A 21,554-nucleotide genomic window follows, 5' to 3' on the forward strand; every position below is an offset into this window, starting at 1 on the left:
CCAGTAACGGAAAACGGCAGAAACTGTGTAACTGTGTAAAGTTTATGCCGCGAACGCAAGAAAATCCGACCAAAACTGTGTAGCTGTGTAAAGTTTATGCCGCTTTCCAGCTAGATTCCGACCAAAACTTTACAGACGCGCGCAGTTTATGCCACCTACGCTCTAAATCGCAGCACTCAAGCAGGTCGTCGCGCAAACTCCCAAAAACTCATACAACATTATGCATAGTATAAGTAGTTTTCTAGCTTTAATTGTTGACTTTGTACAATAAATATCGAGAATGTTGAAAATTATTTAATAAAATAAGTACTACAATATAAAATGTATTTCTTACATGAATACGCTTTATAGAGGAGAAGAAGTATATGGTTTACTGTAATTCGTGTGGTGCGGCTAATGATGATAATTCAAGTTTTTGCAACTTATGCGGTGCAACTTTAACTGAGCGTTCATTTCATACAAATCAATCGGAACCGCAGCCTTATAACGCAAATAATGCATCACTTCAGCAAAATTACTATCCTATGAATCAGCAATATTTTTATAGCTCTGAAAACTATGTCAATCCGCAAGAATCTGCTGTTAAAGATAAAAAGCTTAAAACTAGGCGAAAAACAGTAATTGCATCAATAATTTTTTTGATACTTGTAGTTGGAGCAATTGTAACTTATTTCACGCTGCAAAACCTAGTATATTCTCCTGAAGCAACGGTTAAAAATTATTTAAATCTTGTTTCTCAAGGTAAGTATACTCAAGCAACGAGTGAATATACTGATGCTAGTCCTCGTGGTTTTACTTACGTAAATCCGCATGAATCACTGTTTACAGACAAATTTGCAGGCGACGCAAACTCTCGTATTTCAAATGCTAAAGTCTTGTCGTCAACTCCTTACGAATGTATTGCTGGAAAATATTACAAATATGTAAATATGGGGAAGGCAAAAAAATCTACTTGTTATAAAGTTAAAGTTAACTATAACGTCGGAGATAAAAACGTTAACAGAACATTATATTTAAGATATGATTCAACACAACTGTTTATATTTAAAAAATATAAGATAGATTCTATTGGTACCGCTACTTCTATATCGGTAAAGGTTCCTAGTAATAAACAAAAAATAAAAATAAATGGTAAAGAAGTGGAACTCTATGGCTGTTACGATAATGGCACTTCTGCTTTTGATGTCATTTTTGGGTTACCAGGAATTTATAAGATAACAGCATATGACAAATATGGGAAACCAAAAGACTTTGTAATAAATACCGCAAGTTTCAGGCCGGAAAATTCTATAGATGTTGACACAGTAGGAAGCGATGATTACTAAAAAGTAATGGTTTTAGTTCAAATCTAGTTATGCGTTCGCGTATTAGAAAAATGTAAAACTTACGAATTGCTCCTGCCTGCATCTCAATTTATGCAGGCAGACCTCGCTTGCGTTGAAAGCACACCGTGCTTTCAACCCTGAGCAAGCTCGGCGCTCCGAGTTGCTTTCGCGCGCTAAATCGCAGCGTTCAAGCAGGTCGTCAGCGCATACCAGTCACAGTAGAATTCCTAATGAACTACCATACGAACCTGTCCTGCCTTCGTCTTTATTGCCGAAGGCAGACCTCGCTTGCGTTGAAAGCACACTGTGCTTTCAACCTTGAGCAAGCTCGGCGCTCCGAGTTGCTTTCGCGCGCTAAATCGCAGCGTTCAAGCAGGTCGTCGCGCAACCGCGAAGAAAATATAGGGCATTTGTGGTTGGAAACAGTCATAAGAATCCGCAGGATATCGCATTTGCCGCAAGGTAGTGATTAAATGATGATAGTCGGTGCAGAAGCAAGTGAGCTTTGAGTATTCATTGGATATTAAGGTATTGCGCCGATTGCAATTGGGCCAGCAATTGAGTTGATAATTGGGCTATCAATTGAAATAAAATCAAGTAATTAAGAATGCGGAATATTGTAACTAAAGCGATTGTGCTATTGCAGTAGTGCTATTTGCAATAATGCTGTTAGTAGTAATGCTATTTGCGATTATTCTGCAAATTTCATACAAGGAGTAGGTATGAATAAAGCCCTTATTAACATTGATTATACGAATGATTTCGTGGCAAGCGACGGCTCTCTTACTGTAGGTGAGCCTGCGCAAAAGCTCGAGAAGCGTATTACTGAGATTTCGCAGGAATTTCTTGACGCTGGCGAGTTCGTGGTTTTTGCGATTGATACTCATCATTTGAACGATCCGTATCATCCTGAAACTAAGCTTTTCCCACCTCACAATATCGCCGGAACTCACGGCCAGAAGCTGTATGGCACGCTTGGTGATTTTTACGAAGCAAATAAAGATAAAAGCAATGTTTATTACATTCATAAAACTCGCTACTCGTCGTTTAATGGCACGGATTTGCTGATTAAGCTTCGCGAACGTCACATTGAGGAGTTGCATTTGGTGGGAGTTTGCACGGATATTTGCGTGCTTCACACTGCTGTCGATGCGTATAATCTTGGATTCAAGATTGTGGTTCACAAAGATGCCGTTGCAAGCTTTGATCCTGCAGGTCACGAATGGGCTTTGCGTCATTTTAAGACTTGCCTTAATGCGGATATTGTGGAAGGCTAAAAGTTGCTTTTAAAAAATATTAGATAAATATTGAATAATTATTAAATAATCGACGCTGGTTGCTTTGAGCTGCCAGCGTTTTTGTTTATTTGGAGTGTCGACTTGCTATTAATGAGAATCATTATTATTATTGATACACGTTGTAAAAATATCTTCAATAATTATCTGATATTAGAAGAGAGCAGATAAGACTGAAGAAGATGAAGTGTAGAGAGCGAAATAATAATTATGACTCAGGTCATTAGGAATATTGGGAAACGTGCTTTTGCAATGGCAAGTGTTGCAATACTTGCGTTTGCCGTGCTTGTATCAGGATTTAGTGCAGCTTTACCGGCAGTTGCATTAGAAAATAGTAATCCTGGCGAAAACTACGATCCTACAAAAAAGGAAGTGCTAAGTCACGGCCATACAGACGTATTTTACCCAATTCAATACAACGGTAAATTCATTATGGCCGTCGAAAAAGACGGTACCACTTTCTTAAAGCCTGAAAACACTACTTTGCGCGTAGCAAAAAGCACGTATACTACAAAATCGCAGCTTCCTGCGCTCGCTACTGAATACTACTATCTCGATAGTTCCGGAAATCAAAAAGGAAACCCTCTTTTCCCGGGTTGGGACACAGGTTATGCTGCAACTTTAGTTGGCGCATCACATGCAGATGACGCAACAGCGGATATTGCAATTCAGCAGGTTACTGGACCAATGAACGGACGCATTCTGCTTTGGACTACCGATGGCATTGGAAAAAATTCGAAGAAATTATCATTTGAAGAGAACGATTTAGACGACGAACCTGATACTGATGGCAGTCGATTTATGCTACCTGGCGTAATTCACCAACATACTGCTGGTCACGTGCATGCAAACTGGGGATTTACGCAGCCTGGCGTTTACAAGCTAAAAGTAGCAGCAACTATTACAAATAAAAACACTAAAAAGCAGATCACAACTGAGCCTGCAGAATACACTTTTGAAGTAGAAGATACATATTCAGGCGAAGTACCTGCTTCTGGACTTACGGAAACGCTTGATTTGCATCGTCGCGGTGATTTTATTAATCCTGACGATGATGAAGAAGCGCACGAAGCTTCCAAAGATCATAAAGACACGGATAAAGACGATGGCGGCGATATGCGCATCGGCAATATTCGTGATTCCGGGCCTCATCCGCATTATCATTCATACGAAGGTTATGGTGGTTTAGACTTAAAAGTAGTTAACAAACCAAAGGGTGCTCGTATTGAGTGGAGATATGTGCGTGCTGACGAAGGTCCTGACGCGTATGGAACCACTCTTTTTGCTGAGAGATTGCAGCTTCCAGCTGAGCCTGCAATGAACAAGATGAAAGTGTATGCTCACGCAACTGAAGGTGAAACGCAAGTTGGCAAAGATACTGCGTCTGCAACCATCGCCGTTGAAGATCACGGTGCCGACGGACATCCTGTAGTAAAAGCAATTGCTCCTTATAAGCGTTTCAAACCAGGGGATACTTTACACGCGAAAACAGTATTGCTTAACCCTCATGTTGCAACAGATGCTACTACTGGTGATCCAATTGACGATCCGACAAGTCCAGTAACTTCCATTGTTAAAGACTATGTTTGGTTGATGAAAAAGGAAGGGGAAAACGATTTTAAGCGCATTCCTGGTGCTGTTAGCAGCAAGTTGGACTTAAAACTTGATGCATCAATGCAAGGTGCAACGATTCGTCCTTCCTTAGTTTTAAAGAACGGTGAGCTTTACCGCAATAAAATGTTTGATGAGTTTTGCGATTATGTTATTGAGATGAAAGGTGTTCCTCACTCTCATAACAATGATGGCGATGATGATCAAAGCGGTTCTGATTCTGAAGATGATGAGAATCCTCATGGGAAAAAGCGCCATGAGAAGCGTCATAAGAAGAGCAATAATAAGCGTCATAATAAGCGCAAAAATAATACTAATCATTTTGCTGGTGGCAGGAGCTTTTTGAAAGGCGTATTCGGCGGCGCTGAAAATTCTGGGATATTTGGATCTAATTTTAACGGTGGATTCCAATTCGAATCTAATTTCTTTAAGAAATCCAACAAAAAATTAAAGCGCACAAAGAATAATCACAATAAGATTAACCGCACTAATCGTAAGAATAATTCTAATAATAATGTGCAAAATGGTTCTGGTTCTGGCTCTAGCTCTAGTTCTGGCTCTAGCTCTTTTACAAGAACAGAAAATTCAAGCGGAAAATCGTCGCATAATTCATCGCGACGAACTTTTGGCGGAACTCATACTAAGAACAAGAGCTCTAAGAAAAGTGGACAGACTATTCGTAATTTCGTAAGAACAGATAATAATTCTGGCAATAATTCCGGAAATAGTTCTGTCAATAACTCTGATTTTGTTAAGAATAATGAACGCCATGCTTTGCAAGGTGCAAGGCAATATGACGAAGAATCTGATGAATCTTATGAAGATGATTCAGATGATACGAAAGGTAATAGTTCCTCGAATAAATGGGTTGCGGTTGCAGCTTCAAGCGCGAGCGTTGGCTTATGTACAATAACTGGCGCATGCGGAGCATTGGTACGTTCTAAATTGAAATTGTTGTAAATAGTATTCGTATTATTACTAGAAAGTTTAAATAATGAATTACAAACAAAATGAAACATTGCGAGTAAAACGAAAGCATGCATATTCTACTGCGTTACTTGCGCTCATATTTTCTTTAGTAACTTTGGTTGCATCTTTATGTGTACCAAATCCAATGCAGGAGACTGCTTATGCTAATGAAGGCAGTCAGCCAGTTATGATTCAAGCAGGTCATGCTGATTTTGGACCAACGCTAATCGATGGCAAATGGAAATTGAAGATTCGCGATGATACTGGTGACGAACCAGTGTGGCGAGACCCAGAAAATGTGGTATTTAAATTAGGCGGCAATTCAATAATTCCTATGCCTGATGACGCTGCTTACAGTTTTATTGGCGAAAAGCCTGGAACGAAGCTGTATGTTATTCCACAAACTCAGAATCCCGACGTGCCGTGGCTTGGTTGGAATACGCAGGAAGGTGGCGTGCTTAACGAGCTCGATCGCGGCGCGAACCTTTCGCTTGAAGGAGTAAGTGGTCCAGGCAAATTGCATGTTTACTTAGAAAATGGCAATAACAATCCACAGCAGCTTTGGGATAGTACTAAAGGTTATCCACAAAACAGCTGGATTGAAACTAACGCTCATACTCACGTTAATTGGGTGTTTTCTAAGCCTGGAATTTATCATGTGAAGCTTACTTTTTCTGGAAAGCTTAAAAATGGACGCGCTGTAAGCGATACGCGTGTTCTTAATTTTGCAGTTGGAGATAATGCTGATCCTAATGCCGCTTTAGGTGCGGGCGCTGCTGCTGGAGCAAGTGACGACGAGGGTGACGATGGCGACGAAGAGGATCAAGATGAAGAAGACAACGATGAAGCTGGGAAAGATGAAGCTGGTCATCATAACAAACTTCTCCACAACAAGCATAAGCATTCTCACAAAGTATCTGAGAAAAGTGACGATACGGCTTTAGTTCTTCAAATCGTAGGTATTTTTGTGGCTATTATTGCCGTAATTATTGTGATTTTTGTGCTAATAGCTGTAGTTAAAAGTAAGAAAGCACGAAATCTTGCGCTCGCTAAGCAAGTTTCTGCACAAGCTAATCAACAGTATGCGAATAATGCAAATTCTGTGAATAATGCAAATGGCGACAATACCTTGTCAAATCTAGTGCGTGATCAAGAAACAACAGTAATGTCACCAATTAATAATTCTCAATATTCTCAATCGGACGATATGCAATCTGATGGTACTCAGTGGAAATAATGGTGTAACGAAAATGGTTCGTAATAGTATAAAGAAATTATCTCGCGCTTTTTTGGTGGGCGTGTGCTTGTGCGGCATGATGATGGGAGCGCCTGCAGCTTTTGCTGACAATGGCAGTGACGCAACTGTTGTAAGCGGAAAGAAATCTTCTAAAGATTTTGACGCCATAAAGAAAGCTAATTTTGAAGCGTGTAAGGCCGCTAGATTAGGTAAAACTGATTCACAACCTGCGGCTGATAGTAAAGCTGCAATGTGCCACGCATATAAAGGTCATGCTGACGTTTTTGCAACTTTCTTTGATAGTGCAAGCAGGCGCATAGTATTGGGCACCTTGGGTGATGCGTTTGAAAGTGATGATTATGATGGCACTCGTTACGATACGAATCGACTTATTTTTGAAGTCGGCTCTAAAAACATCATGCAGCTTTCCAAAGCTGAGAACAATCCGGTAATAAAAGAAATCTACGCAACAACTCGCGAAGGTGTAGTCTGGTTCTTCGATCAGTCGGGAGCCGGGAATACTGGTGCATTATGGCCTGGTTTAGATACTAGACCGTTATATAAGGGAGCTGGTTCTACTTCAGTTGGTTCAACAGTCAAACTGTCATTAACTGGTATCGAAGCACCTCATAATGGTGAAGTTTTTATGTACACTCGCAGCGGTGACGATTATGAGAAAATGCTTGGCTCTGCTGACGGATGGCCGAAAGATGTTGATATCACTGAGACTAGTGGCAAGCATTCGCACATGTATTGGTCTTTTAACCGTCCTGGTGTGTACAAGTTAAAAATGAAGGCTACTGCTACCGTTGGTGGCGAGGAGCAAAGTGCTGAGCAAGTCTATACATTCCACGTCACTAATCATGATGTAACAGTTGGGGATTTTGCTGATTATGATGGCGTATCTTTTGACGGTGATGAAGGTGGCGAAGACGAAGAAGATTCAGATGATAATGACGATGAAGATTCTCAAAGTGAAGGTAATGGCATTAATTTGCAACAAAGTAACGGATCTTTCTTCATTAACGGCAACAACAACACTGTGTATGTGACTCCATGGCCTGGAGCAAAAATGCAGCAACAAGGGCTTTTTGGAGGCAATAGCGGTCTTTTTGGAGGTAATAGCGGGCTTTTTGGAGGCAATAACGGACTCTTTGGAAACAATAACGGTGGTCTTTTTAATGGTGGACATAACGTTAAAGGCGGAAAGCAAAATTCTCAAAATCAGCAATCTGCTGCAACAAAATTCAAAGACATCAAGGGTGACAAACTTGTTATAGACCACGGTCACGTTGATATTGCTGTATATACTGGCGATTCAAATAATGTTGATATGGCTGTGCAAGAAGATGTGACAGGAAGCCACGTCTTTAGAGACCCAGACACAGTTGTATTTGCAGTTGGTGATGCTGGTAAAACTAATGGCGTTTATCGTATACCGCAAACACAAATTGATGGTGTGCCGTGGATGGGTTGGAATAATCAGTCTATGAATCCGCATAAGCCAACTCAATTGAGCCTAACAGGAGTTGAAGGTCCTGGAAACGTACGCGTTTGGATGTTTGGAGGCCTGGGCGGCGGAGATCAAGAGATTTTCTCCACTCAAGGAGCAACAGATTATACGATACCTGCAAATACGCATGCTCATGCGAATTGGGATTTCGACAAACCGGGATATTACACATTGCAATTCCAAGCTTCCGACGGAAATTCTACAGTAACTCGCAATATTCACGTTGCTGTTGGCGTAGATCCACAAGAAACGCCAATGGGGTATGCTGACGGCGGCGGAAGTATTGAAAAAAAGGATACACAAGGCAAAAAAGTTGGTCCTTCTGCACCTCATAATCCAGCAAAACCTACTAATTTGCCTCCTTCTGGCGGAAATAATGGCAGTCGCGGAAGCGGTGCCGTTGGTGGCGGAAATTCTTTTGTTGGTGGTCGTGGTTTTGGATCAAACAATTCGCACTCTGGAAAACAATTGCCAAGAAAAGCTAAAAAGCATAAAGGTCTTGTTTCAAAAATTAGTAACAAGAGGCTCGCTAAAAGTTTGTACCGACAGAAGTTGAACGATAGTGACGATGTTGCGAAGTCTGAAGCAAAAGGTGTAACAGGATTATTTAAGCGAAATCCTTTACTTGCTTATTCGCTTCTTGCTGGTGGAATTATTGCTGTGCTTGGCGTTTTGGGTGCAGGAATTTGGTATCTGTACAAGCGCGGGCTTATTAGCTTCAACTGGTTGTTGCGCTATTAGGTTGCACTATTAGTAGTAGGAGTGTGTAAGGGTGATTTATAAGCCCAAAAAAGTAAAGCAAACTTTGTTTTCTTCGCTTGCTGTAATTGCAGTCGTCGCGCTTATTTTGCCGCTTTCTGCTTGTGGTAGTGCTAACGGGAATCGTGCAGGACATCGCGATGGTCGCATTAATGTAGTTACAACTACAGGCGTTTTGCGCGATATGGTTGCGAATGTAGCAGGTGATGCTGCAAATGTGAGTTCAATTGTGCCTGATAATGCAGATCCGCACTCTTACGAGCCGCGATTGCGTTCAATCAGAGACGTTGTGTATGCGGATGTGGCTTTTAGTAATTACATGATGCTTGAGGAGCATGGTGTTATTACTGCTTTAGATGCGAATTTGCGAAAAGGCGTGCCGAATGTGCAACTTGCTGAAGAAAGCGTGAAACATGCGGCGGATATTATTCCAATGGTCGAAGATGTGTCGTTAGATACTATTTGGCTTGGTCTTGCTACAGAGCGACGAACTTCGCAGCCGGTTGAGGAAACTAAAGACGCTAAAGAGCAAGAGAAATCTAAAGAGAAATCTGATAAGTCGCAGTTTTCTCAAGTTTCTCAGTCTTCGCAGTCAAACGCGCCTTCAACTGTAACGAAAGAAGGACGCGCTACTGTAATAAAGCCAAAAGCATACAACATGAAGCGTTCGGACAGGATCCGCTTAACTGCAACTAAAGTAACTGGGCCTGGTTCGCTTTTTGCTTACCTTACTGGCACTTTTGGAAGCGTAGAAACTTACGTTAATTCAGCAAACGGAATTAACGATGAAGATCATGTGGATTTGCCTGCTGACGCGCACACGCATTTAAGTTGGGCTTTTAGTAAGCCAGGAGAATACACTCTCGATTTTCATGCAGATATGCTCAATGCTCAAAACGAGAGGGTTGCAAGTTTAGGAAACGCAACTATGCGTTTTGCTGTCGGCATTAACGCGCAGAAATTAGCGAAAAAGCGTGGAGCTAGCGTAGTTTTGAATCAAGGACATGCAGATTTGGCTTACGATTTAGCTAAACGCGGATTCTTGTACAGAGTTGACACTTTGCAAGAAAAGCGGTCGGTTGCGCCAAAGCGCGTGTATTATGAGCCGCGAGATGTAGTAGTAGAAGTGCCGACTAATGCTTTAAAAGAAATTCCAGCTGAACAAGGCTATAGATTCCTTGGATTTGCGCGGCAGAAAATCTATCAACTTCCACAAGCCGTTCTTGGAAAACATGTTCACGGAGATATTGATCCGCATTTATGGCAGTCAGTGAAAAACGGAATTGCTTATGTGCGCACAATAGCTGACCGCTTGTGCGAAGTAGACCCTAAAAATGCTTGCAAATATCGCGCAAATGCGGACCGGTATATTAACAAGCTGCTCGACGTAGACGCTTATATGCGTAAAAAAGTTGCGTCAATTCCAAAAGAGCGCCGCAACTTGGTTACAACGCATGACGCTTTTGCGTACTTAGGTAAAGCTTATGGCGTAAATATTGCGGGATTTGTAACAATCAACCCTTCAAGCGAGCCAAGCGTGCAAGATAGGCGCAGACTTTCGCAAATTTTGCGCGACTTGGAAATCCCTGCAGTGTTTTTAGAGCCGAATTTAATTTCGCGCTCGTCTGTGCTTAAAGAGCTTGCGTCTGAAGCACATGTGAAAGTTTGCCCAATTTATGGTGACGCTTTCGACGCAAATGTGCGAACTTACGCGGATATGATGCGAGCTAACGCGGATTCTTTAGCGAAATGTTTGAAGTGAAAGTGTTAAAGGTAGTAAATATGGAAGAAAATGCAGTAATTTGCGCACAAAATTTGAATATTTCGTACGGGAATCGCGCTGTTGTAAAAGACGTTTCTTTTACCATTAATAGTGGCGAATTTGTGGGATTGCTTGGTGCAAACGGTGCCGGTAAAACAACGCTATTTCGTGCGATTATGGGTTTGATTCCACATACTGGAAAACTCGAAGTGCGTGCTCCTCATATGGAAGGTGCAAAACTTAATTCTCGCGTATCTTATGTTGGGTATGTGCCTCAACGTCACGATATTGCGTGGGATTTCCCACTTTCTGTTTTAGATGTAGTGATGATGGGTAGGATTCGTCATATTGGTTACGTTCGCCGCGCTAAAAAAGAAGATTACGAGATTGCATTAAACTCGCTTGAGCGCACAGGAATGGCTGATTTTCAAGATCGCACGATTGGAGAACTTTCTGGAGGCCAGCGGCAACGCGTGCTTGTTGCGAGAGCATTGGCTGGAGAGCCGCGTTTGCTTTTGCTAGACGAACCGTTTACTGGACTCGATATGCCTACTCAGGAGCTGCTTACCGATTTGTTCTTGAAATTGTCTGCTTCTGGTGAAGCAATTCTCATGAGTTCGCACGATATTATTGGCTCAATTAACTCATGCTCGAGAATAATGCTATTTGATGGCACTATTGTGGGCGACGACGATCCGCAAAATTTGCAAACAGAACAGTGGGTACGAACCTTCCACGTAGCTCCGCAAAATCCGCTTATTAAAGCAGTTGAGCGCGTAATTGGTAAGGAAAGTGTGGTGGAAAAGTAATGTTATCTCCAATAGAATTTATACAAGATTTAACAAATCCTGATCTTTGGTTTTTGCTAAAAGCACTTATTGTAGCGTGCCTTTCTAGCGTAATTTGTGGTGTAGTTGGATGCTATGTAGTGCTTAGAGGAATGGCATTTATCGGAGATGCTGTAGCTCATTCAGTATTCCCTGGACTTGCAATAGCCTTCGTATTGCAAGGAAATTTGTTGCTTGGAGGAGCGCTCGCAGGAGTTGCAACCGCGCTAATCGTATCTATTTTTAGCCAAAACCGTAGGCTTCGCGAAGACTCATTTATTGGCGTATTTTTCGTATCTGCTTTCGCTCTTGGAATTGTGATTATTTCTAAAGCATCTGGCTACGCTGGATCGTTGGAATCCTTCTTGTTTGGCTCGATTACAGGTATTCCTGATTCAGATATCGCTGTTGTTGCTGTTACTGGTTTGATTATTTTGGCTATATTATGCATGTTTCACAAAGAGCTTGTTTGTGTATCGATGGATCGAGAAACTTCGCGCGCAATGGGATTGCCAGTTGCATGGCTAGATGGAATGTTATACGTTTTGGTGGCGATTGCTGTAGTTGTTTCCGTGCAAATTATTGGAAACGTGCTTGTGCTTGCTCTGCTTGTGACTCCTGCTGCAACTGCGCGACTGCTTACGGATAGGCTGTCGAGAATGATGATTTTAGCTCCTGTTATTGGTTGCGTTTCTTCGATTGTTGGAATGTATATTTCGTGGAGCTTTGATACAGCAACAGGCGGAACAATTGTGCTCGTAGCAACCGCTCTATTTGTGCTCGCTTGGGCGTGCTCTCCTAAACATGGGTTGATTGCAAAAGTAGGTCGTAGCGTAGGTTTATAGCATGCTGCACAATAGAAAGCATGGTATCAAAAGGAAAACCTTCGCCAAGAAGTGCAGTAAAACCACTCAGTGATGAGCAAGTAAAGCTTTTAGCAAGTAAACACAATCTAGTTGATCCAACGTATTACTATCCGACAGGAAAACGTAATCCAAACCAGGCAGAAATTGACGCACAAAATCCTAAAGCCGCCGAAAGACTGCTCGAAGGAACATCGCGCGTATTGCGCTCTAGATGTAAAGTACGCGCCTGGGGGTTGGAAAACGTGCCAGAAGAAGGCGTGTTTATTACCGCTTGCACGCATGTGACGATGTTTGACGTTTTTATACCTATGACCGCACTATTCCACCAAGGTCGCCGTCCGCGCTACATGGCAAAAGCAGAACTTGCTCACTGGCCAATCTTAGGAAAATGGTTCCAACTTGTAGGTATGCAACCGGTCCCGCGCAGAAGCGGAAAAGCGCGCGAAATTGAGGAAGAATCAATCAAAATCCTCACAAACGGAAGACCTTTAAGTGTATGGCCTGAAGGAACAGTTACGCGCGATCCTAAAAAATGGCCTATGAGCATGAAGCCTGGAATTGGTATAATTGCTCTCGAAGCTTCTCGCAGGCTCGGACATCAGATTCCGCTATTTTGCGCGGTTACATGGGGCGCAGCAAGCATTAATCACTGGTGGCCGTGGCCAAAGAAAAATGTTGTAATGTGCTACGATACCCAACTTGATTATGCTGACTTGCTGCAGGGAAGCGAAAATTGGGGGGAAATGCCTCCTCTTGAATCTGCTGAAGAGTTGGCTCGTCGCGTGCGAGTTCGTATGACGCAAATTATGGAAGAAATTCGTGGAGAAAAATCTCCTGCAGGATACTTCGATTACAGGCAGATGAAACGCGTTACGGAAGAATAAAAAATATACGGAAGAATAAAATAAAGTATCTTTTTAAAATCCCGTAAAGCGTCATGTGTAGAATTGTGTAATAGTGTGATTACAAATAAAAATAGCTATACAGTAGCTTATAAAACCACAACCGAAAGGCAGGACGTAAAAACATGAACGTTACGGTGTTGGGTGCTGGTGCTTGGGGAACTGCGTTTGGACAAGTGCTTGCGGATGCAGGAAATCAAGTGACAATGTGGGCAATAGAGCCAGAAATTGTTGAAGGAATTCGCGATCATCACCATAACGGCGTGCGCTTGCCAAGCGTTGAAAAACTTCCAGAAAACATGACTGCAACTGGGGATCGAGCAGAGGCTGTTGCGAATGCGGATATTGTAGTCGTGGCAATTGCAGCACAGTTTGCTCGCGTTGCGTTAGCAGAATTTGTTGGTCTTATTCCACAAAATGCGATTGTTGTTTCGCTTATGAAAGGCATTGAGCGCACAACCGGCAAGCGCATGGATGAAGTCGTGTGCGAAGCTTTGAACTTACCGCGTAACCGTTTTGCTGCACTTTCCGGACCAAACTTGAGCAAGGAAGTTGCATCTCGCCACCCGGCTGCAGCAGTAGTTGCTTGCGCAGAAAAATCTCAAGCAGAAGTAGTTGCAAAAGCATGCTCAAACAGCTACTTTAAGGCGTTTGTGTCAACAGACGTAATCGGCGTAGAAATGTGCGGATCGCTTAAAAACGTGGTTGCGCTCGCAGTTGGAATGGCTCGAGGCGCAGGATACGGCGAAAACACGGCGGCTATGATTGAAACGCGCGGTTTGGCAGAATTGACGGCTTTGGGCGTTGCAGAAGGCGCAGATTCGCGCACTTTTGCAGGTCTTGCAGGCTTCGGCGATTTAGTTGCAACTTGTGGATCTCCTCTAAGTCGCAACTATACTTTTGGCTCAAATCTCGGTAAAGGAATGAGCGTTGAAGAAGCAACCGCTGTAAGCAATGGCGTTGCAGAAGGCGTGCCAACCACAAGCGCAGTTGTGGCAATGGGTAAGCGTTTGGGTGTTGAAACACCTCTCGCAAGCGCAATGGCTCGCGTGCTTGAAGAAGGAATCTCCTGCCAAGAAATGCTCGCAATGCTTTTCGACGACGACGTTTGCGAAGAGTAAGTAGCTTTTGCGAAAAGTAGCGCGCGTAAATAATCGAAAATAATCCAATATAATTCAAAATAATCCAAAATAATTAAAATATTTAAAGGAAAAAAATGACGAAAAAGCGTGTAGTGTTCTTGTATGGCGGTAAGGCAGACGAGCATTCGATTTCTTGCATATCTGCTGCTGGAGTGCTCAGTGCTGTAGACGAAAGTCGATTCGAGATTGTGCGCATTGCAATCACGAAGCAAGGCGAATGGATTGTTGGTGGCGAAGATCCGCGTAACTTCCACATGGAAGAAGGCGAGTTGCCAGTAATCACAAAAACCGAGCAGACGCGCGATGTTGTGCTTGACCCTGCAAAGGGTGCAGACGGATTCTTGGTGCGAGAAGCAGACGGCACGCTTACGAGTTTGGGTCATATTGACGCTGTTTTCCCTGTTCTTCACGGTCCAAACGGTGAAGATGGCACTTTGCAAGGCTTGCTAGAAATGATGCAAGTGCCGTACGTCGGTTGCGGAGTGTTGGCTTCGGCTGCATGCATGGATAAGTATTACGCGAAGCAACTTTTTAAGGCAGCTGGAATTTCTGTGGCTCCGGGAATCGCACTGGATGCGCGAAAGTTTGCAGGAGACTCTGTAAATCATTTTGCTGCATACGAAAATGAAATTCTTGCGCAAGTTGAAGCTGCAAAACTAGAGTATCCGCTTTTTGTAAAGCCAAGCCGTGCAGGATCCAGCTTTGGCGTTACAAAAGTGGAATCGCGCAATGCTAAAGCTTTGGCGCAAGCCGTTTTTGAAGCTTCGAAGCACGATTGGCGAGTGTTAGTAGAGCAAGGAATTGACGCGCGCGAAATCGAGTGTGCTGTTCTTGCAGCGCATGACGGCGACGAGCCTCAGGCAAGCTGGCCTGGAGAAGTTGTGCTCGACAAGCGCGAGGCTGGCGAAGACCAGTTCTACGATTTTGACAGCAAATACATGGATTCCGCAGCTTCGCACGTTGAAGTTCCAGCAGATCTTCCTGCGGAAACTTTGGAGCTCGTGCGTAAAACAGCGCTTGCAGCATTTAAAGCGGCAGACGGTCGTGGACTTAGTCGAGTAGATTCTTTCGTAACTAAAGATGGTCGTGTAATCCTTAACGAGATCAACACGATGCCTGGATTTACGCCAATTTCCATGTATCCAAAAGCTTGGGAAGCGACCGGAATAAGCTATAGCGATTTAATTACAAAACTTATTGAGGGTGTGCTTAAGTAAGAGTTAATAGCGCAAGCAGCGCAAGTAATGCAAGTACCGCAAGTACCGCAAACTTAGCACACGTCAAATAAAAAGCGAAAATCTAAATAAAGCGTAAAAAATAATAAAAGGATGAGTATGCAAGATATGCAATATGACGAACAATATTTGTTGGCGCAAAAGCGACAGGGAACTATTGGAATGTCATTATGCGTGTTCATGGTTGTGTGGATTGCTGCTGCATGTGCATTAGGCGTGTGCTTTCCGTATTTTTTGCCTAAAGAATTTTTAGAAAAATCTATTGGAACAATATTAGTATCTGATATTGCGCAATATTTAATAGCGATTCCTATTGCAATGCTGATTATGCGAGCAGTACCAACTCTTGCATCGCATGAATTCCCTATGTCTTTGCGTCAATTTTTGGGATTCTACGCAGTTAGTGTGCCAGTTATGTATGGCGGAAGCTTAATTGGTGCAACATTAGCTTCATTTATTACAGACAGTAAAGCAAAAAATCGCATTTCAGAAACTATTGCCTCTGGAAATATGTGGGAAACGCTTGTATTCGTAGTGATTCTTGCTCCTATTGTGGAAGAATGGTTTTTTAGAAAGCAAATACTTTCTAGATTGCGTGCGTATGGCGAAAAGAAAGCAATTGTGTTCTCTGCTTTAGCTTTTGCGTTATACCACATGAATATATTCCAATTTTTCTACGCTTTCGGGCTTGGGCTTATTCTCGGGTACATGTACGTGCGTACTTCTAAATTGCGTTACAGCATATTTCTTCACATGATTGTGAACTTCCAGGGAAGCATTGTCTTCTTATGGATGCTAAAACAGATGACAGATGCAAAAGGAAATCTTATAGAAGTTGACAAACTATCAAATGAAGAGTTAATGAATTTGCCTTATGGATTCGTGCTAGCTGGATTATTTAGCATATTTGTGTTTGCAGTGTTTGTAGTTGGAATAGTATTAATTGTTCGTAATCGCCGATATTTAGTTTTCTTTGATGCGCCTTTGGAATTGCCTAAGAAAGATAATTTGAAATCGCTTTATGGAACTGTAGGCGTAATTACATTTTTAATTATTTCTGTGATTCTTAATGTGATGATGCTTTTTTCGTAGCTGTTATTTTTGTAGCTGTTATTTTTATTTTTGGTAACTGCTATTTTTAGTAACTATTATTTTTAGTAAAAAAGAAAATTCAAAATTCAAAATTCATGACTTGAGGAGGCGAGTTATATGTTAAGCAAAAAATTAGCTAATAAAACTATTCGCGTTGGATTGCTTGGCGCAGGAACAGTCGGTTCGCAAACAGCGCGACTTATAGTTGAGCAAGGTGATGAGCTTGCGGCTAGAATTGGCGCAAATATTGAGCTTGCAGGAGTTGCGTGCTTGCGCCCGGAAGAAGTTGACGCGCCTTGGATTGATCGTGATTTGCTAACTACGGATACTGCCGCCTTGTGCGCTCGCGAGGACGTTGATATTGTAGTCGAGCTTATTGGCGGACTTGAGCCTGCGCATACTTTTGTAAAAAGCGCGCTGAGCCACGGAAAATCTGTTGTTACTGCAAACAAGGCGTTGCTTGCAAAGTTTGGTCCGGAATTATACGAGTGTGCAGAAAGTCACGGAGTTGACTTGTACTTTGAGGCGGCTGTAGCAGGAGCAATTCCTATTGTTCGACCGCTTCGAGAGTCACTTATTGGTGACGAAATTACGCAAATTTTTGGAATCGTAAACGGAACTACTAACTATATTCTTGACGAAATGACTGTGCGCGGACTTGATTTTGACTCGGCCTTACGCGCAGCTCAAGAAAAGGGTTATGCTGAGGCTGATCCAACCGGAGATGTTGAAGGTTTCGACGCTGCAAATAAAGCTGCGATTCTTGCAACTCTTGCATTCCAAATGCCAGTAAGCATTGACGATGTTTCCGTTGAGGGAATTAGTGCGATTACGGCTGAAGATATTGCGGCTGCAGGTGCGGAAGATCGTGTAATTAAGCTGCTTGCGGCAGTTGAAAGGCATGATGACGGCGAGTCCAACTCGGATGGCTGCGTAAGCACAGATGCTGGCGTAAGCGTTAGCGTTTATCCAGCTCTTGTTAGCGCTGAACATCCTTTGGCGTCGGTTCACGGCAGTTTTAATGCTGTGTTTGTGAAGGCTAAGGCTGCCGATGACTTAATGTTCTACGGACGCGGTGCAGGCGGCGCTCCAACTGCAAGCGCTGTTGTTGGTGATGTTGTTAGTGCTGCTCGAAATCTTGTGAGTGGATTCGCAGGTTTTGGCGTGCCAATGTACAACAAGTATGTGCCGGCTTCTAGCGAGCAGACTAGAGCAGATTTTGTGATTCGTTGCAATATGGAAGATACTTCTTTGGCTTTGTGCAGCGAAGTTATGGATGTTTTTGCTGATCATGGCGTTGCGTCTGAGCGTTTGGCTTCGGCGTGCCAAGCTAAGTATGCACAAACTGAAGGTGATTCAGATTGCCCACAGTGCGGTCTTGGTGGACCTGGCAGTGTGCGCGTGCTTGTGCGCGAATGTTCGCAAGCTGCAGTTCAAGCTATTTGCGAGGATTTGCAAAAGTTGGACGTTGTGTGCGGAAAGCCGCTAGTTTTGCGCGTTATAAAGTGAAAAGCGAGAAGGTGATCGTATGAATCCAGTATGTAATAGTGTTTCTGTGCGCGTGCCAGCGACTAGTGCAAATCTTGGTTCTGGGTTTGATACAGCCGGTATTGCGCTTGATTATGCGGATTCTTTAGTTTTTACTCTGGATGATAATCATTCTAAAAATTCGCTTGATTCGCTTGATTATGCTGGAAATGTGCGCGTAATTATTCACGGCGAAGGCGAGGATACGCTTCCAAAAGATGAAACGCATCTAGTTGTAGCGACTTTTCGCAAAGCTTGCAAAATATTTGGTCTGCCAAACTTGCGATTTACGTTAGAAGCGCATAATCGGATTCCGCAAGCGCGCGGTATGGGCTCTTCTGCAGAAGCGATTGTTGCTGCAGTTGCCGCTGCTTGGGCTTTTGCGCACGAAGGTGATCTTAATCGCGAAGCAATTTTCGAAATCGCGGCCGCAATTGAAGGTCATCCAGACAATGTTGCTCCTGCAGTTTTTGGCGGCTTGACGATGAGTTGGAAGCTTGATGCTGGGGAAGGCAAAGGTTCTGTACGCGTGGCTGGAGATTGCGAAGCTCCGCTTTCTACCGGTTTTCATACTGTGCGATACAAAGTTTCGCAAGATATTTCTGTGTCGGTATTCGTTCCTGATTTCGAGCTTTCTACAGAGCTTGCTAGGCGCGCGCTTCCAGCAAAAGTGCCGTATGGTGACGCAATATTTAACGTGTCGCGAGCTGCAATGCTACCGGTTGCTTTTGGTGAGTTAAATAGCGATTCTGAAAATGAATTAGGCACAGTAAAATCTGATATTTCGCGAAATGCGTTACTTTTTGCAGCAACTCAAGATGCTCTTCATCAACCGTATCGTGCAAATCTTATGAAAGATTCGTGGAAGCTGGTGGAGATGTTGCGCGAGCATGGTTTTGCGGCAGCGATTTCGGGAGCAGGATCGTGCGTTGCTGTATTTTATGCAGGAGATGCCGAGTATAAAAAGAGTGCGGCTCAAAAAATCGACGCAATTGCTGAGCCGTGGCTTTCGCGTACTGGCTGGCGCGTTTTGCACGTGCTTGTTGATTCTACTGGCGTTGCAATAACTCGCGAATAGGTTGTGCGAAGTTGAGAATTATCAAGTCAATAAATTGTGGTACAATTAGCCAATGACTATTAGATTTGATCCCAAATCTGCATACAAACATTTCGATGAAGATCATCTAAATGAGGAAGAGATACTAAAAGCTATGGCTAAGCCTATATGGTTTGCCTTAGTTAATCCTAATGATGTGTCAAATCCGCCTGGTTCAAAAGGAACAGTTGTTGCATTGGTCATATGTTTAAGACGTCCGGGTGCATGGCAAGATGATTTAATCGAAGTACTTGCGAGGCCACAAGGTAAAGATTTTCTTGTGTTTCACGTAGAGCATTTAACTGATAAATGGTTTAAATATTGGAAAAAGTGGAGCAAATGAGGTGATTTACATGGATATTTATGAGAATTTAGCTGATGAAAATGTGTCTGCTCCAAAAAATCCTCCTGCAGTTCAATTTTCAGGCAAGGATGCTTCAGTAATTATGCAAACCTTGCTTTCTGAAGATTCCAATGCAAGCGAAATATTTGCATCATTGTCTGGACCAGGAAGACCAAATTCGAAAGAAAGACGCGAAAGCAGTGTTCAAGAGCGTTTTCGTGTTCCTAAATCGTGGAGTGAATATATTTCTCGCGCTGCTAAGAGAGATGGCATGCCAAATAAGAGCAAGTATTTACAGTCTTTGATTTTGAGAGACGCTCAGATGCATAATGAGCAATGCCAACTGCAAGCGGCGTTGCAATAACTCGCGAATAGGTTGTGCGAAGTTGTAAAGGCGTAAAAGGAAGAGTAAGGATATGGCAGTTTCGTTGATTTTGGCTTCACAGTCTCCGGCGCGTAGAGCGGTTTTGGCGGCTGGTGGAGTGATTCCGGTAATTCACGTAAGCGAAGTGGATGAGCCGGCGGCTTTGCGTGATGCCGCTAGTGAGCGAGGTGCAAGCGTTGAGCAGTTGAGTGCTGAGCAGCGAGTTTCTATTTTGGCTCGCGCAAAAGCTCAAGCTGTGTACAATGCGTGGAAACTTGTTGCGGATGCAGCTGCTTCGGCTAGTGGCGATTTAGTTGTGGGGTATCCGCTGGAAGCTAAAACTGAAGGATCTGACGATTCTACGGGATCTGAATCTTCTGAATCTGTATCTTCTGAATCCTCTGGTAATGCTTTAGCAAGCGATTCGCAATCAGATGTAACGCATAACGTAGATACGGCGCAAACTCGCGATTTTTCAGGCGTTACTGTTCCTACAAAAACTTTCGATATTCACGATTTTGCGTATACAAATAAATCTTCTCATGATTGTAGCGGTGTGCTGATTGTTGGCTGCGATTCCATGTTCCTGCTCGATGGCGAGTGCTACGGGAAGCCACATACTCCAGAAGTTGCATTTGAGCGGATCAAACAAATGAGCGGAAAAACAGGGCAATTGTGGACTGGTCACTGCTTAATCGACGCAAAAACCGGCAAAACTATTTGCAAAACAAGCCACGCAAGCGTAACTTTTGCGCAAATGAGTGACGCGGAAATTCGCGCTTATGTAGCAACCGGAGAGCCTCTGGAAGTTGCAGGATCCTTTACACTAGAAGGCTTTGGCGGAGCTTTTATTGAAAGCATTCAGGGAGATCCCCACGGTGTTCTTGGAATCAGCTTGCCGCTGCTGAGACAAATGGTTTCGGAGCTTGGATACGCTTGGCCGGATTTGTGGAATAAGAAAAGCTTGGAGGAAGTTGGCGAAAAGAACGATCCGACTTCCACGGAGGTACCTAAAGAAAATGTCCACCAGCCGGGAGATGGCTGGGTGCATTGCAATTGTGGTCGCAGACATTGGGGTCATAACGGTGCTGCTGGAGTGCTGCTTGCTAGGCGAGATGCTGAAACTGGTCGCGTGACGCACGTTGTGATGCAACATCGCGCTCTTTGGAGCGCTGAAGGTGGCACTTGGGGCATCCCTGGTGGCGCAATTTCCGATGGAGAAAGCGCGATTGAGGGTGCATTGCGTGAGTCTTTCGAGGAAGCAAATATTACTTCGGGAGATATTGAGGTTGTTGGAGCTTACCGCGAGGATCACGGAAACTGGTGCTATACAACGGTTTTTGCGTTTGAAAAGCCGGGGCATAGCGTGGATCCTTGCGCGCATGACGACGAGAGTATGGAAATCAAGTGGGTGCCAATTGACGACGTGCCTAAGCTGAAGTTGCTTACGGCAATGCGCACTGATTGGCCGTCTTTCCGCGCTCGCCTTGATGAGTTAGCGCTCCGACATGCTTGAGCGCAGCACAGTGCGCGCGAAAGCAACTCGGAGCGCCGAGCTTGCTTAGGGTTGAAAGCACGGTGTGCTTTCAACGCAAGCGAGGTCTGCCTTCGTCTCGATTGACGAAGGCATGGCAGGTTTGTGTGGTTGGGTTTTAGAAACTGGGTTGTGTTTTGTGTGCGCTCCGACCT

At 43.5% G+C, this 21,554-nt stretch carries 17 protein-coding genes; all 17 read left to right on the forward strand.

The features are described from left to right. Positions 1–365: 365 nt before the first annotated feature. Complete coding sequence (locus AC1EK3_RS05705; protein ID WP_480033741.1) at positions 366–1,325, forward strand: zinc-ribbon domain-containing protein; 960 nt, start codon at positions 366–368, stop codon at positions 1,323–1,325. A gap of 722 nt (positions 1,326–2,047) precedes the next feature. Next, positions 2,048–2,602 (forward strand): cysteine hydrolase family protein, encoded by a 555-nt coding sequence (locus AC1EK3_RS05710; RefSeq protein ID WP_004118531.1) that lies wholly within the window; start codon positions 2,048–2,050, stop codon positions 2,600–2,602. A gap of 228 nt (positions 2,603–2,830) precedes the next feature. Continuing rightward, entirely contained in the window at positions 2,831–5,191 is a 2,361-nt protein-coding gene (locus tag AC1EK3_RS05715) for a choice-of-anchor M domain-containing protein (RefSeq protein WP_480033740.1), read from the forward strand. Between the two features lie 34 nt (positions 5,192–5,225). Then, the gene (locus AC1EK3_RS05720) at positions 5,226–6,437 is read left to right on the forward strand and encodes a TIGR03773 family transporter-associated surface protein (protein ID WP_480033739.1); all 1,212 of its coding nucleotides are present in this window, start codon (positions 5,226–5,228) and stop codon (positions 6,435–6,437) included. Between the two features lie 13 nt (positions 6,438–6,450). Beyond that, entirely contained in the window at positions 6,451–8,691 is a 2,241-nt protein-coding gene (locus AC1EK3_RS05725) for a choice-of-anchor M domain-containing protein (RefSeq protein WP_480033738.1), read from the forward strand. 31 nt (positions 8,692–8,722) lie between these two features. Further along, the gene (locus AC1EK3_RS05730) at positions 8,723–10,471 is read left to right on the forward strand and encodes an anchored repeat ABC transporter, substrate-binding protein (RefSeq protein WP_480033737.1); all 1,749 of its coding nucleotides are present in this window, start codon (positions 8,723–8,725) and stop codon (positions 10,469–10,471) included. Positions 10,472–10,491: 20 nt separating this feature from the next. Then, positions 10,492–11,280 carry an anchored repeat-type ABC transporter ATP-binding subunit gene (locus AC1EK3_RS05735; protein WP_480033736.1) on the forward strand — a complete coding sequence of 263 codons (789 nt, stop codon included), beginning with the start codon at positions 10,492–10,494 and terminating at the stop codon, positions 11,278–11,280. Next, complete coding sequence (locus AC1EK3_RS05740; protein ID WP_480033735.1) at positions 11,280–12,143, forward strand: anchored repeat-type ABC transporter permease subunit; 864 nt, start codon at positions 11,280–11,282, stop codon at positions 12,141–12,143. Before AC1EK3_RS05735 ends, AC1EK3_RS05740 begins: the two co-directional genes overlap by 1 nt. Positions 12,144–12,163: 20 nt before the next feature. After that, positions 12,164–13,048 (forward strand): lysophospholipid acyltransferase family protein, encoded by an 885-nt coding sequence (locus AC1EK3_RS05745; RefSeq protein WP_480033734.1) that lies wholly within the window; start codon positions 12,164–12,166, stop codon positions 13,046–13,048. Between the two features lie 143 nt (positions 13,049–13,191). Continuing rightward, on the forward strand, positions 13,192–14,187 hold the full coding sequence (locus tag AC1EK3_RS05750) for an NAD(P)H-dependent glycerol-3-phosphate dehydrogenase (protein ID WP_480033733.1): 996 nt from the start codon (positions 13,192–13,194) through the stop codon (positions 14,185–14,187). Positions 14,188–14,282: 95 nt separating this feature from the next. Further along, entirely contained in the window at positions 14,283–15,425 is a 1,143-nt protein-coding gene (locus tag AC1EK3_RS05755; RefSeq protein WP_480033732.1) for a D-alanine--D-alanine ligase family protein, read from the forward strand. A 117-nt stretch (positions 15,426–15,542) separates the two neighbouring features. Then, positions 15,543–16,535, forward strand: a complete 993-nt coding sequence (locus AC1EK3_RS05760) for a CPBP family intramembrane glutamic endopeptidase (RefSeq protein WP_480033731.1) — start codon at positions 15,543–15,545, stop codon at positions 16,533–16,535. Positions 16,536–16,652: 117 nt separating this feature from the next. Next, positions 16,653–18,044 carry a homoserine dehydrogenase gene (locus tag AC1EK3_RS05765; RefSeq protein ID WP_480033730.1) on the forward strand — a complete coding sequence of 464 codons (1,392 nt, stop codon included), beginning with the start codon at positions 16,653–16,655 and terminating at the stop codon, positions 18,042–18,044. A 19-nt stretch (positions 18,045–18,063) separates the two neighbouring features. After that, complete coding sequence (gene thrB / locus AC1EK3_RS05770; RefSeq protein ID WP_480033729.1) at positions 18,064–19,140, forward strand: homoserine kinase; 1,077 nt, start codon at positions 18,064–18,066, stop codon at positions 19,138–19,140. A gap of 133 nt (positions 19,141–19,273) precedes the next feature. Next, on the forward strand, positions 19,274–19,501 hold the full coding sequence (locus AC1EK3_RS05775; RefSeq protein WP_480033728.1) for a hypothetical protein: 228 nt from the start codon (positions 19,274–19,276) through the stop codon (positions 19,499–19,501). A gap of 10 nt (positions 19,502–19,511) precedes the next feature. After that, positions 19,512–19,865 (forward strand): toxin-antitoxin system protein, encoded by a 354-nt coding sequence (locus AC1EK3_RS05780; RefSeq protein ID WP_480033727.1) that lies wholly within the window; start codon positions 19,512–19,514, stop codon positions 19,863–19,865. A gap of 52 nt (positions 19,866–19,917) precedes the next feature. Further along, on the forward strand, positions 19,918–21,381 hold the full coding sequence (locus AC1EK3_RS05785; protein WP_480033726.1) for a Maf family nucleotide pyrophosphatase: 1,464 nt from the start codon (positions 19,918–19,920) through the stop codon (positions 21,379–21,381). The last annotated feature ends 173 nt before the right edge of the window (positions 21,382–21,554 follow it).

Source organism: Gardnerella sp. C0026F2 (genome assembly GCF_056590715.1).